This window comes from Bacteroidales bacterium (assembly GCA_012519055.1).
Classification (GTDB): domain Bacteria; phylum Bacteroidota; class Bacteroidia; order Bacteroidales; family Salinivirgaceae; genus JAAYQU01.
Window position 1 is genome coordinate 1 of the sequence record JAAYQU010000021.1, and the last position, 13,809, is coordinate 13,809.

Annotated in this window: 7 protein-coding genes, 1 rRNA gene and 1 pseudogene; 2 read left to right on the forward strand and 7 right to left on the reverse strand. The window is 34.2% G+C overall.

Going from position 1 to position 13,809, the window contains the following annotated elements; genetic code table 11:
* The first annotated feature begins 1 nt into the window (after position 1).
* Positions 2 to 107, forward strand: a 5S ribosomal RNA gene (gene rrf / locus GX311_04100).
* Positions 108 to 176: 69 nt separating this feature from the next.
* Here rrf and GX311_04105 read toward each other — a convergent pair.
* Positions 177 to 1,586 (reverse strand): DUF5106 domain-containing protein, encoded by a 1,410-nt coding sequence (locus GX311_04105; GenBank protein ID NLK15562.1) that lies wholly within the window; start codon positions 1,584 to 1,586, stop codon positions 177 to 179.
* A gap of 471 nt (positions 1,587 to 2,057) precedes the next feature.
* Between GX311_04105 and GX311_04110 the strand changes: the two genes are divergently transcribed.
* Entirely contained in the window at positions 2,058 to 3,716 is a 1,659-nt protein-coding gene (locus GX311_04110; GenBank protein NLK15563.1) for a response regulator, read from the forward strand.
* A 526-nt stretch (positions 3,717 to 4,242) separates the two neighbouring features.
* On the opposite strand, the pseudogene GX311_04115 reads toward GX311_04110, so the two are convergent.
* From GX311_04115 to hydG, 6 genes and pseudogenes are all read right to left on the reverse strand, one after another.
* A pseudogene (locus GX311_04115) lies at positions 4,243 to 4,395 on the reverse strand (OmpA family protein).
* 895 nt (positions 4,396 to 5,290) lie between these two features.
* Positions 5,291 to 6,757 carry a hypothetical protein gene (locus GX311_04120; GenBank protein NLK15564.1) on the reverse strand — a complete coding sequence of 489 codons (1,467 nt, stop codon included), beginning with the start codon at positions 6,755 to 6,757 and terminating at the stop codon, positions 5,291 to 5,293.
* A gap of 291 nt (positions 6,758 to 7,048) precedes the next feature.
* The gene (locus GX311_04125) at positions 7,049 to 8,719 is read right to left on the reverse strand and encodes a nucleoside kinase (protein ID NLK15565.1); all 1,671 of its coding nucleotides are present in this window, start codon (positions 8,717 to 8,719) and stop codon (positions 7,049 to 7,051) included.
* 17 nt (positions 8,720 to 8,736) lie between these two features.
* Complete coding sequence (locus tag GX311_04130; GenBank protein NLK15566.1) at positions 8,737 to 9,903, reverse strand: hypothetical protein; 1,167 nt, start codon at positions 9,901 to 9,903, stop codon at positions 8,737 to 8,739.
* Positions 9,904 to 10,118: 215 nt separating this feature from the next.
* Positions 10,119 to 11,792: an amidase gene (locus GX311_04135; GenBank protein NLK15567.1), complete on the reverse strand. Its 1,674-nt coding sequence runs from the start codon at positions 11,790 to 11,792 to the stop codon at positions 10,119 to 10,121.
* Positions 11,793 to 12,348: 556 nt separating this feature from the next.
* A complete protein-coding gene (gene hydG, locus GX311_04140) occupies positions 12,349 to 13,779 on the reverse strand; it encodes a [FeFe] hydrogenase H-cluster radical SAM maturase HydG (GenBank protein NLK15568.1) in 1,431 nt (476 codons plus the stop codon).
* Positions 13,780 to 13,809 lie beyond the last annotated feature (30 nt).

A 13,809-nucleotide genomic window follows, 5' to 3' on the forward strand; every position in this document is an offset into this window, starting at 1 on the left:
AGGTGGTTATTGCATCGGGGTTCCACCTCTTCCCATCTCGAACAGAGAAGTTAAGCCCGATAGCGCCGATGGTACTGCGATAGTGGGAGAGTAGGTCGCCGCCGATTTTTAAAAGGGATTGTCTAAAAACAGACAATCCCTTTTTTTTGTTTGTTAAAAATATATTTCTGAACTTCTTATTTAAGCCTATCTTCTAAAAATTCCTCCAATGATTCAAGAGAAATCCTTTTGGCTAAAATTTTAAAATTTTCATCGAGTAGATATAACGTTGGCGTAGAGTAAACATCGTAAGTATCCCTGAATGACGTAAAATTAAAAGGGTCGTAAACATTTATAAAGTTTTCCATTCCAAGCTTATTAATTGATGTTTTCCACTCTGTTAAATTGCTTTGGGTGTAAAAAGCATATACGTGGAAACCTTTTTGGTGATACTTGTTAAATATTTCTACCATTTGAGGAATCTCTTTCTTACAATGACCACATTCGGGTTCCCAGAAAACCAAAGCAATAATCTTGCTATTTAAAGAGTGTAAAGGATAGAACATACCTTCAGGAGTTTGCGCTTTATCTAATCGTGGAGCAACAGCACCTATAATATTTGGACGCATTTTATCAACTCTATCTTTAAGTTTTGCAAGATAATCCTCATCAGCCCATGTGGCTTTGCCACTCAAATAATAGTTGTCGGCTAAATGTACAGTAATCTTATCGTGTCCCATTATTTTACTTTGGTTGAATTTATTAAATATAAACTGCAGAGTGTATTGAAACATTTCTGCGTTACCCTCGGTTTTGTTTAATAGCCTTTCAGATGCACTAATAATACTGTCTGGATTTGGTGATACTATTTGATCGAAGAATCTTACTAAGCGTGTATGATAAACAGGTGTTTTTAAAAGTCTTCTATCCGAAAAATCCACATTTTCAAAATAGTTATCTTTGTAATAGTTGTATTGGAAAAGTGAATCGACATATTGTCCGTTAAATGTTGAACTGTAAGCAGGAACTTCAGGGTCTCCAAAAGCTTTTAACATCTGAGATAGCAGCTTTTCAGATCCATAGCTTATTATTTTGTTCTGTTTGTCTATTATCTCTTTGTTCGCTTTCTCTAAATCGGATGTTGCCTTGTTGCGTCTCTTTTCAGATATTGTTTTGTCCATACTGGTAACCCTTAAAAGGTGTGCCTCTTTTGTTTTGTCGAACATAAATACTTGATACTCACGAAATTCTTTATTTGCTTCCGAACCTTCAATCTTTAATTTTCTTATCATTGTTCTTATATCAGACGATGTATCGGTCTCTAAAGCAAAGTGTTGATCTTCGTCGATTATGATGTCGAAATAATTTCTTGAGGGTAAAACAATTAGATAAATACCCTCGTCAAGAGTATTATTGCCAGTAAAGATACCTCTACCCTGTTTGTCTAACTGTGTAGTGTCAACGACATAATTTTTATCTCCAAAATAGTAAGCTAAATAAATTTTTTCGTTTTGAAGTCCATTTATTGTTACTGAAATATTGTATTGTCCATATGATGTTGTAAAGTACAATATGCTGACAATTAACAGTTTTATTTTAATTTTCATATTATAATTTTTCAGTTTACGACTCTATGGGATTCACATACTTTAAAATCATCTAATTTTATGCCAAGTTTGGTTTGTATGTTCGCTATATATGTTGATGTTTTTTATGTTTTTACAATTTTACTAAAAATCATGGTAGTCTCAAAGATTAAAAAACAAAATTCAAATAAAATTTTACAATCGACATAATTTTGACTAAAATGAAAAATAATATCATTTAAACATAAATATTGTGTACTACTTTCAGGAATTTTTACAGTATTGCTTGGTTTTTTTAATAAAAAATAAACAAAATACAATATGATTATCAATAAAATATAGTTGTCATTGGATTGTTTTTTATTATTTTTCGGTTCAAAGCATGCCAAATGGCAACTTTTTTGCTTATATTTGACTAATGTTAGTTTAGGTTTGATGTTTGAGTTTACTTCAATTGCATACAAATTTACACTAAAAATTAACCTTTAACGAATGCAAATGAAAGTTTTTAGCAGGTTATTAACACAGAACAGAATTATTTCTGATATTATAGCATTATTTACAAACATTAAAAGAATTGAAGAAAACTTATTGCAATTAACTAACTTAATTAGCCAATACGAAAGTGTAGAATCTGTTGTTCTACTCTCTTTAGATAAAAAAAACAATGTTCTAAGAAAAACATCGGTTTCTGGTAACGCAGATTCTAACAGCCAATGGATTCCAGAATTGATAAATCTTTCCCAAAATAAAAACTTTTACTCTTTAATTATTACTGAGAGTCTATTCTTATCAGAACAAATTATAACAGTGGAGAATGTTCTATCTCAACGATATAATTGGATAGAGATGAATGATTTATTGTTCGTTCCTTTAAAGCTGTCAAATAGTTTGTTTGGATTATTAATTGTGAAGTATAATGATTTTGCCGAAATTGATGAACTTGACGAGTCGTTCTTTAAAACGCTTAGTCTCATTATAGCTTTAATATTTAAAAGAGATAGTGATAATGATTCACTTGAAAAAGCATTGTTGGAGGCTGAAAATGCCAATAAAATTAAGACATCATTTTTGGCAAATATTTCGCAAGAAATAAGAACCCCGGTAAATTCTATATTAGGGCTTAGTGATTTGCTAGCCGATCCGGATTTAACTATCGATCAAAGAGAAGAGTTTATTACTTCAATAACAAAAAATGCTAAAGCGTTAGTGAAAATTTTTGATAATATACTAGACGCCAGCAAGTTGGATGCAGGACAGTTGACAATAAATATTGAAGAAGTGTCATGGTCGATGCTTTTTAAGGAGCTTGCTTCAGAATATGTAAAATTATACGAGAATAATAAAGTAAGTTTAGTAATTAGTGCTCAATCATGCGATTCGGATATCTATTTAAAAACGGATTCATACAGGTTTAAACAAGTTCTTTCGTATGTTATAGAAAATGCATTTAAATATACAGAATCTGGTCAAGTAACCTTTGGATACGAAATAAATGACGAACAGGAGTTAATAGTTTTTGTCAAAGATACAGGTATAGGTATAAGCGATGATATCAAAGATAGCGTATTCGATTTCTTTAAAAAGAAGCAGGATAAATACTTTAATCAAAGTGGCAGTACTGGGCTTGGTTTAGCTCTTGCCAACAATATTACAAATTTATTACATGGAAAAATGTGGTTTGTGACCAATGTCAATGTTGGAACAACTTTTTTTATAAAATTTCCAAATACCTTAATAAGATGTGTAGAAGATAATAATAAAATATCTAAAAATTTAAAATATCCTGATTTCAGCAGTAAAACTTTCGTTATTGCTGAAGATGTAGAAATAAACTACATGCTTATATCTGAATTTCTTGCACCTACAAGGGCAAAAATAATTTGGGCGAAAGACGGCAAGGAAGCGTTGGAAATATTTAAAACATCTAAGCCCGATTTAATTATTATGGACATACAAATGCCTGTAATGAACGGTTTTCAAGCAATTGAAGCAATAAGAGAATTAGATAAAAATATTCCTATTATAGCACAAACTGCTTTCATGATGGATAACGAAAAGCAAAAATCGATTGAAGTCGGAGCTAATGATTTTATTCCCAAACCCATAAAGTTTAAGGATTTAATTGACTCCATCAAAAAACACCTTTAATATACTAAATTCTACCCTTGAGAGGTATTAAAACTTAGATATAGTTTTAATACCTTTTTCAAAATGTAGCTATTTCTATCTATATAGTAATAGCTGAGTTCAATAGTATTGGAATTGTATGTCTTGTAGTAGTCAAAACTATTACTATTGTAGTTGTTGATCCGTATATTGGGAAGGATCTTTCTTAAAGTACTAACTATCACATATCTATGTAAGTTAATTAATTTTCTTACTGTACCCAGAAGTATTCAAGTAGCTCGTTAACGTCTTCAACCGTTAAATTTGATTTAAAGTCGAATACTTTGTCAATGGCTTGACGCATTTCTGCCGGAGAGATCCAACCATCGTTGTTTGCATCAACCTGTTTGAATTTATCAGGCATTTTATCGTATTTCTTTCTTGTTTTGTCTTTCAAAGATTCGTGATAGTATGTAGTAAGCTCTTTTCTGTCAATTGCTTTTGGGTCGAAAAGTAAAGCTACCAAATGGTGTGTTGTAAATCTAACACCTGTTGGTCCTACACCAACAGCATCGGCAGGGGTATTGGGTTGCTCATCCATATAGTCGGGTACTCCGTCGTTGTCGCTGTCGATTGGGCAACCGCGATAGTCAACTATAACACCGGATTTTGTTCCAGGACATTCATCATTAAAGTCGTCTACACCATCCCCGTCTTCATCTTCGCCGTCAGTAACAACAAATTTAAGGTTTTTAAACTGTTCAACAGCAGCGATTTCACTTGCGGGACTAAATAAATCTAATCTTAGTGAAGCATATGAATAATTTAAAATGTCATTTTTTATCAATCCGTCAGTTCCTTCAGTATCGTCAATGTAATCGCTGAAAGTAAATTTTATAGAGTTGGCAACACGGAAAGTCAATCTGTCAGTGATTGTTATATTTAATCCTAAATCGACGGGAATTGTAAAGGTCATTAGAGAATAGTCCTTATTCGTTGGGTTAACTTCTCTTAAGTTGGTTTCGTATGTATAGTCCCGGGAGATTATATTATTGCTCAAATTGCGAATTGTTCCATCAGTTGCATAAACATATAAATTTCCATCTTTGTCTTTAATGTCTCCTCGTGGCTTGAATTGCATTGTTTCAACTCCCAAAGAGATAAAAGGATGGATAGGTCTTTTCCTTCTGAATATGTGATTAAAGTTATATGAGGCAGAGACACCACCAATAAATATCTCTGTTTCAAAATTTTTATTTAAAGACAAGTCTTCAAGTGAACGTCTTTCACCAGATGTTTTTCCAAATAGAGCATATAAATCAACGTCAAAAAATCGTCCGAGAGATCTAGAAATACTGACACTTGTTCCCCATTTTCCGTTTAATGGAGATTCGTAATTATTTCTGATATCACCATAAAATGTAAGGATTCCTTGTCCTAATCCGAAAATAGGTTTGAAGGCAGAGCTAAAAAGGTCCGTAGAAGCATCTTCTTCCATCAAAAGAACTGCTTCATAATCTTTGTCTATCTCTTGTGCAAACGATTGCTGAATGCCTATAGCTATAAAAAACAAAAGTATAATGAGGAAATTTGTACGCATATGTTTCAATTCTTAACTATTTGAACCATTTTTGATTAGCTATCATAAGTGCTTCTTGAACTGTTATGCGGTTACCGCTTGAATAAGCACAAACAAATGCATCGGAAATAGGAGTGGTATTCCATATTTTTACCCTATAGTCTCGTGCATCTTTATATACTTTAAAGTTTCCTATTGTGTATTTGTGCCATCCTTCATGCAATTCAACATGTACGGTTTCATTTATATTGAATTTTTTAAAATAGTCCTTTTTAACAAGTTTATGTCCTGCTGCTATTTGCACTTTATATGTAATGCCTTGTTCAGCCCATGGAGTTGAGGTTATTTCAGGTCTTTTCATTTCTCCTACAACATCTTTTGAGTCATCTATTGTTGGATATTCTCCGGTCTCCTTGACTTTTTGGGTTAGTTCCGCATATTTGGCTCTCTCTTCTGGGGTTAAAGTCTCCTCAAATGTTTTGGAGTCTTTTTCCATCTCTTTTAGTTTATCTGTTGTTGCCAGACCAGAAATTCCTGAAAAGTTGTCGTTGTCTGCTAGTACGTCAACTTTTTTCTGTTGGCTTTCTTGTTCTAACTCTGCAAATTGCTCTTCTTTAGAAAGTTCGTGCATTTCCAATAGTTCAGCTTCAAATTCGTTTAAATCAATATTTCTTTCTGCTATACTAATAGTTTGAGTTCTATCATCTTGTGAATAAGAGAACGTTCCATTGATAATAAAAGCTTGATTTGGATAATCCTCTGTCTGGATTAACTTATATGATACAATAAACATTTTATCACTCTCTTCTTTGGGTAGTTCCATCCATAAAAACTTTAATATTCTGCCACTAACTTGAAAAATAGAACCTTTGGTTTTTAGTGCAACAGCACGATATCCCCTCGGTAGTTGTTCCTCAATTTTTCCAAAACTTGATAATGAACTTTTGCTAACTAATAGGTTTACAATAATCTCATTATCTTCATTCATGTAGGGTTTTTGTCGAATACAGTCAATGGGTTTTAGGGTAATCTCTTTGTATTTGTATCGTTTAGATGCCAAAAGATCAGTAACTCCTTCAATTTGAGTTACTTGAATTTTATGTGGTGCTATTGTTTTTTCTTGAATTTGATTGTTGTCAATATAACGGAACGAACCTGAAATTATCAAGTCTCCGGATATTGGTGGGGCAACATCAAAAACAAGTATTACTTTCAAAACTTCATCATAGGGTAGGTTGTACCAGTGTATTATTGCTTTTTGGTCGTCGAATGAAAACTGACCGCCACTTGTTTCTCGCGAGGTTACCTTGAAACCATTTGGAACTTCTAATGTTAGCCTTGCATAACGGTCTAGCTCGCCTTTGTCGATTGATATTTCAACTGTAAATTGAGTCCCTGAATTTACTTTGCTTGGGAAACTGTGTTTTATATCAACCCCACCGAAGATATTAGTCAAAAACAACAATAATCCCACATTTAATAACACTATTAACGACTTGAACATAATCTATTTGTTAAATATTTGTGCATTGTTAATGCTGATGCTAATTTCAAGTGATAAAGATATTAAAAAAAAAATCACATAACAAAGATTTTGAGCGCAATATATGTTTTTTTTTGATAATGCTTTAAAAAAAATGGTCAACGTCACTATATTGGCTATATAAGTAATACCAATTGGACATCTACTATAATCCAAACTTCACTGCCGTTTGCTTGGACTATGTATCTGTAGCATCGGTATTTACAATTGGTATAAGTTAAAAATTACAATTTATTGATTATATGTATGGTGTCAATGATATATAAAACTACTACCAAACAGAAACTCTCTTAGGATACTTGTTGGTGGCACCTCTTTTATTGGTATCGGTTCAAGATATGAGAAAAATTTAAGTAAACGGGTAGCTTCAGAATATTCTTCACTTTGAGGAGATACTTCACGCAGAATAGGCTCAACGTATTGCTTAAACACGCCTAATTCAAATAGTAACGCTGAATTTGACATAACATCAGCCTCCTCTTGATACGGGAATATATATTTTTCTTCTCCTCGTCTAACACTGGGCCAACGCCGTATTGTTTCTTCGGCAGAATAGCCTCGATATCTATAGTCACGTACTATCCTTCGTATTAGTCTATTGTCAGTAGTTGGAATACGGTTATGTTCGTCCATGCAGAGAGAAGTGAGTGCAGAAACGTAAATTTTAAACTTCTCTTTATCAGATATTTGCTTTGTTAACCTTGGGTTTAGACCGTGAATTCCTTCAATAAGTAAAACCGAATTTTTTGACATTTGTAAAAAATCTCCACAGAAACTCCTTTGTCCTGTTTCGAATGAAAATCTGGGGACTTCTACTTTTTCTCCATTTAGTAGTTGTAAAAGTTGTTTGTTAAAAAGCTCTAAATCAATAGCTTCGATGTTTTCAAAGTCATAATCTCCGTTTTCGTCTAATGGTGTGTCTTGTCTGTTAACGAAATAGTTGTCTAAAGATATTACTTGTGGAAAAATTCCCAGTACTTTTAGCTGAACCTCTAAGCGTTTTGCAGTAGTTGTTTTACCCGATGATGATGGTCCGCTAATCAATATGATGCGGGGCATTGGATTGCGTTCAGCTATTAGATCAGCAATTTTCGCTAACTTCTTCTCTTGTAACGCTTCCGATACTTTAATGAGGTCTGTTAGCTTTCCGTTTTTAGCAGCTTCGTTTAATAATCCTACAGTACTAACACCAATAATTTCGTTCCACTCTTTGTGTTCTTGAAAGATTTCAAACATCTTATCTTGTAAGATCATAGGTGCAACTTCTTCGGGATTTGATGTTGTTGGAAATCGTAGTAACATCCCATCATAGTATTTATACAAATCAAAAGTTTTAACATACTTGGTTGATGGGGCTAAAAATCCATAGAAATAGTCGGCATGATCTTCTAACCAATAAACGCTAGAATACATATGTTTTCTACCTTTAAGAAGTTTAGCTTTGTTGATGCTACCGTTTTTTTCAAACAGTTCAACAGCTTCCTCGGTTAATATCTCTTTTCTAATAAAAGGAATATCAGCATCAATAATTTTATACATTTCAGTTTTTATTTCTGCTATTTCTGATGCTGTAAGCCTTTTTTTATCTCCTTCAAATTCACAGTAATATCCATTTGATATGGAGTGTTCAATACGAAGTTTCCTATCTGGATAGATGTTATTAACCGCTTTTATTAAGATAAAACTTAAAGAGCGGATATATATTCGCATTCCATCGGGGTGTGTTATATCGAAAAATTTTATTGTCTTGGGTTTGTAAATTGCGTAATTAAGCTCTTCGACTTTGTTGTTTACCATGCAACCAATGGCAGGATATTTTAAATCTAACTTTAAATCATCCCAAATTTCCATGAGTGTAGTGCCGAATGGATATTTTTTTCGTGTATCGTTATTTTGAATTATGATTTCAATTAATTTTTGCATAATTTATTGTATTTCAGTTAGTTGTTAGTTAATACTTTAAAGTTAGATAAGCCTCTGTCTCCTATGAATGAGCTACGATTATCAACAACAATAGTTATTCTTATATCTTGTTTCCAATAATTTGCAAACCATGCTTTGTAATCATTAGGGCTTAACTTATCGATTATGTGTTCTTTAATTGTTATTAATACTTCTCCACCGTAGCTTTGCTCATAATTAACGCCAACAATATTTTCATGTAGTTCTTCGGACAATGGAATAAGCAATTCGGAATTATTCATACCTTTAATTGTTGGGCGCATTGTATATGAAATATTGTCAATTGTTCTGTATGATAATCCGCATGAACATACAGCATTTTTGTTGGGAATTACTTCTATGCCAGTGTTGTAGCGTATAAGGGATGGTTTGTTTGTGTGGAGTGGTGTTACAACCAGTTGACCACGTCCGTTGGTTACTGCAACGCCGCTTGAATTGACTATTTCGTGGTACGCCACAGGTTCGAACAGATGATAGTGTTTGTACCGACATGTAGCAATTATAGAACCATATTGTGGGTCTGTTATCAATCGAACTAAGGGAACGCTAAAGGTCTCTTTTAATAGATTAAGTGCACCGACTGTAAAATCGTGGTTAAATGCTATTATTAATCTAGGTGTCGGTGTTTGACACTTATTATAATGTATGTAAAAAGCAAGTTGCGCAAGTATAGCTGGGCGTGCAGCTAAAACATAGTTTCTATGTTTATTTAATTGCCTGATCAATTCTCCAAAATCTTGTGGATAATTTAGAATTCTGCTGCTTTTTGTGAAACCGCTATCTTTAATTCTACCTTTGTTTGGTGTTATCCATATTACCTTACTGTTGCTGCAACGATGCCATGCTAAGATACGCCGAAGTGCCGCAGACATCACCGATTTACGATACTTTAAAGGATTGTGTTTCTCGTCTGCGTAAATGTTTTGTGTTATTGGAATTGCTTCTATCTCTTCTAATCCTCTGAATTTGTACCACTTAATATTAAGAGATTTGAGAGCAGATAGTAAAATCTTATTGTTTTTAGCTTTTTTTTGAAGTAAATACTTTAGTTTATGATTGAGAAAACTGTAGATTTCAGGTCTAAGCAGTTTTTCTATTTTTTTTAATTTGACGTTCAGACTTTTGTGTTGAAAAATGAAAGCCATAAAAAAGTTGGTTTAAATACCAAGATTACATTTTCTGCAAAAATAGTGTTTTGAATTGTTTTAGCTTCATTTTTAAATCACAAAAAACATATTTATGTTTAGTTGATTTTAAAATATAAAAATGCTAAACATTGAATCGATAACAATGTCTTTATTCACAATAGCTTATTTAGTTAATCTGTTTTTCGATTTAGATTTTTTTGAGTGGTTAAACGCTATTTGACTTTAAAGTTTTCAGGATATTCTCTAAAGAACTTTGTCTTTTGCTGATATGCCTCTGAGAGTAAAACCAAATCAGATTCATTGTGCCAATTGGCAATAATGGTAAAGCTTGTGGGAAGATTTTCATCGTTGAAGCCATTGGGTACTAATATTGCAGGATGTCCGGTTAAGTTGGTCATTAATAACTGATTACCTCCAAAAGACGTGGTTATAATAACGTCAACACTTTTGAAAATTTCTGCAAAAGCGTCAATTAAATTCTGACGTATTCTTTGGGCTTGTATATATTCAACGGCGGGAATAAATCGTGCCATTCTGAAAGCGTTGGGCCACGCTCTTGCGTGTTGTAGAACCATCATATCGTCTTTGTTTGAGAGCGTTATGTCGCTAAACGCAGCTGCTGCTTCTGCATCTAAAATTATTGATAATGCGTCGGCAGGAATATCCTTTGGCAGTTCAACAGGAATAAGGTCTATTCCTAATGAAATCAGCTCATTAAGTGCTATGCTGTCGTTCATTTTGTTGTGATAACTATCTTCAAACAGCTCTTTAAAGTAGCCTACGCGAAGGGTTTTGATGTCCTTTTTAGCATTATAGTTGAACGCTATGTTTTGTGAGGCTGGGTCTTTGCTATCAAAGCCGTTAATAGCTTCAAGTACAATTGCGCAATCCTGTGCCGAACGGCAGATAGGTCCGAGTTTGTCCATGCTCCATGATAGAGTCATGGCTCCGTAGCGACTAACGCGACCAAACGTTGGACGTAATCCTGTAACCCCGCAAATTGTTGACGGAGAGATAATTGAACCCCACGTTTCAGAACCAATTGAAAATGCCACAAGTCCGGCTGCAGTTGCACTTGCCGAGCCAGCTGATGAGCCACTTGAGCCACGCTCAGTATTCCATGGATTTCTTGTTTTTCCTCCAAACCAAACATCGCCCATTGCAAATTCGCCCAATGATAGCTTTGCAACTAATATTGCTCCTGCATTGTCTAATTTATCAATTACAGTTGCTGTGTTTTCAGCTATCTGGTCTTTATAAATCGGCGAACCCCAAGTAACAGGATAGCCTTCTAAAGCCAACATATCTTTCACTCCATATGGAATACCATGTAAAATTCCTTTGTAATTTCCGTTTGAGATTTCTTCGTCAACAATGGCAGCTTGTTGTAGTGCACGTTCTTCTAGCAGTGTTACAACACATTTTAGCTCCTTGTCGTACCTTTTTATCCTGTCTAAATAGATTTTAGTTAACTCGGTGGCTGTTATTTTGCGCTCTTTTATCAGTGATGATAGTTCTGAAACAGTATAGAAACAGAGCTCTTCACGATTTTCAGGTAGTGTTAAATTTTTGGGAATATTGTAATTATTGGTTTTTTTCTGCACCTCTTGCATATAACCAAACGGAATAGGGTTAAATATAGCGGTGGGAGCGAGGGAGTTAGGAATTTCGTATGAGTGAATTTTCTCGTACATCTGTTTTGCTTCGGTTAATCCCGAAACCATGGAATCGCGTTCGTTTTTAGTGAAACTGAGGTTGAACAAACTTTCAGCCATTTCGATTTTATGGTTAAAGCTGTTGGAGCTCTTCCATTGAGAAATGTTTATCGCTACGGAAAGAATTAGTATTAATACTAAAATTGTCAATAAAAGGTTTTTTGTTTTCATGGGTGATAGTTTATTGAGTTTCTGGCAATATAGCAATAATAGTTAAAAGTTGAAAACAATTAGTAGTTGAGGTGCAAGGTGCAAGGAAAAAGTAGAAAGTTTATAAAGTTTCTACTTTAACCATTACATAAGGTTGGCATATTCATTTCAGAATAAAATCCCGAAGGGATGACACGATTATAGATATAATAAAGGGAAACGATTAATTAACCCCGAAGGGGTGAAATATCATTTATGACAGACACTATACAACTTGACATATGAAGTATCTTTAGGGTTTGGGGTTAAAAATCCGAAATCCGAAATCAGAAATCTTTCCTCTTCCTTTGTCACCCCTTCGGGGTTTAATAAACCTTTGGTTTTTACTGTGCTATAATAATTTCACCCCTTCGGGATTATTGTATTAACAAAAACAAATGCCAATGCTCAGAAGATTGATTTCCAACAACTTGCCCAAAGACAAGTTTTACTTTTTTATTAAAAATCAGTAAATTAAGTAGCTTGCGAAAGTCGAGTTAATCTTTCTTAACTTCTTAATGGTTTAATTATTAAATGTTTAAAAATACAAATCGCGTTTGCCGGCTTTGATTTGTTCTAATCTGTCGGTAATTTCAGCCAGGTTTTTTTGCTCTTTAAGTTCATTTGTCAATGTTTTTTCAATCAGTTGCCAGCCCTTTTTGTAAGTCTCTTTTGGTGCGTAGTCTTCTAAATATTCAGCAAGAGTCATAAGGGCGTTTGGAGTGCAAAAACGTTTTATAAAACCTGGAACAGAAAACTCCATAAAGTGCTCTCCTGTGCGGTTTAACCGATAACATGCTGTGCAGAACGATGGGATATTATCCTTTTCGATAAGCTCGTCAATAATTTCATTTAGCGAACGATTGTCGTTAATGGCAAACTGTTCGCGATTTAGGTTTTGTTTTTCGTTTTTGCTTTCTTGGTAGCTTCCTAACTCCAATTTCGTTCCTCCATCGATTTGTGATACTCCAAATTCAAGAACCTCGTCACGTACAGCAGCACTCTCTCTGGCGGTTAAAATCAAGCCTGTATAAGGAACAGCAAGACGAAGTATAGCGATTATTCGTGCTAAATCCTCGTCAGAAACCATATATTCAGATTTTACTTTCATTGAACTTGCATCTTTAATTCGTGGAAACGAAATAGTGTGTGGTCCAACGTTATAGCATGCTTCAAGGTGGTTTGTGTGCCGAACTAAGCTCATGACCTCGAAACGCCAATCGTATAAACCAAAGAGTGCGCCTATTCCAACATCATCAATACCAGCCTCTTGAGCTCTGTCTAATCCTGTAAGACGATATTCATAGTTTGTTTTTTTGCCTCCTAAGTGGTACCATTTGTACGCTTCGGGATGGTATGTCTCTTGAAAAACCTGATATGTTCCTATACCAGCCTCTTTTACAGTTATGTAACCCTCTATTTCTAAGGGTGCTGCGTTAATATTTACTCTGCGTATTTCGCCGTTGCCTTTTTTAACGCCATAAACCAACCGTACCGTATGTGCTATATATTCGGCATCATATTTGGGATGTTCGCCATAGACTAAAATTAATCGTTTTTGACCGTTATCTTCAAGAGCTTCAACCTCTTTAACAATTTCCTCGTCAGTGAGAGTCGTGCGTTGTTGTTTGGTGTTGGCAGTTCTAAATCCGCAGTAAGAGCAGTTGTTAGTACAGTGATTTCCAATATATAAAGGTGCGAAAAGTACAATTCTATTGCCGTAAATAGTTTTTTTGATGGTACGCGCTCCATCTTTTATTGCTGCTATTGATTCAGGGTCATTGGCTGCAATTAGTATAGCCACCTCTTCGAGATTTAAGCGGTTTTTTGCCAATGATTTTTTAATTATTTCGGCAACTTTCTCGCGTGTAGGGCGGGCTGAATTAATATATTCCCATATTTCGTCTGGTTCAATAAATGGTTTCATTGGTTCGTCGGGAATTCTGTATTTTTCTGGTGAGAATTTCATGTTGTGTTATTTATTGTGTTAAGATAATGT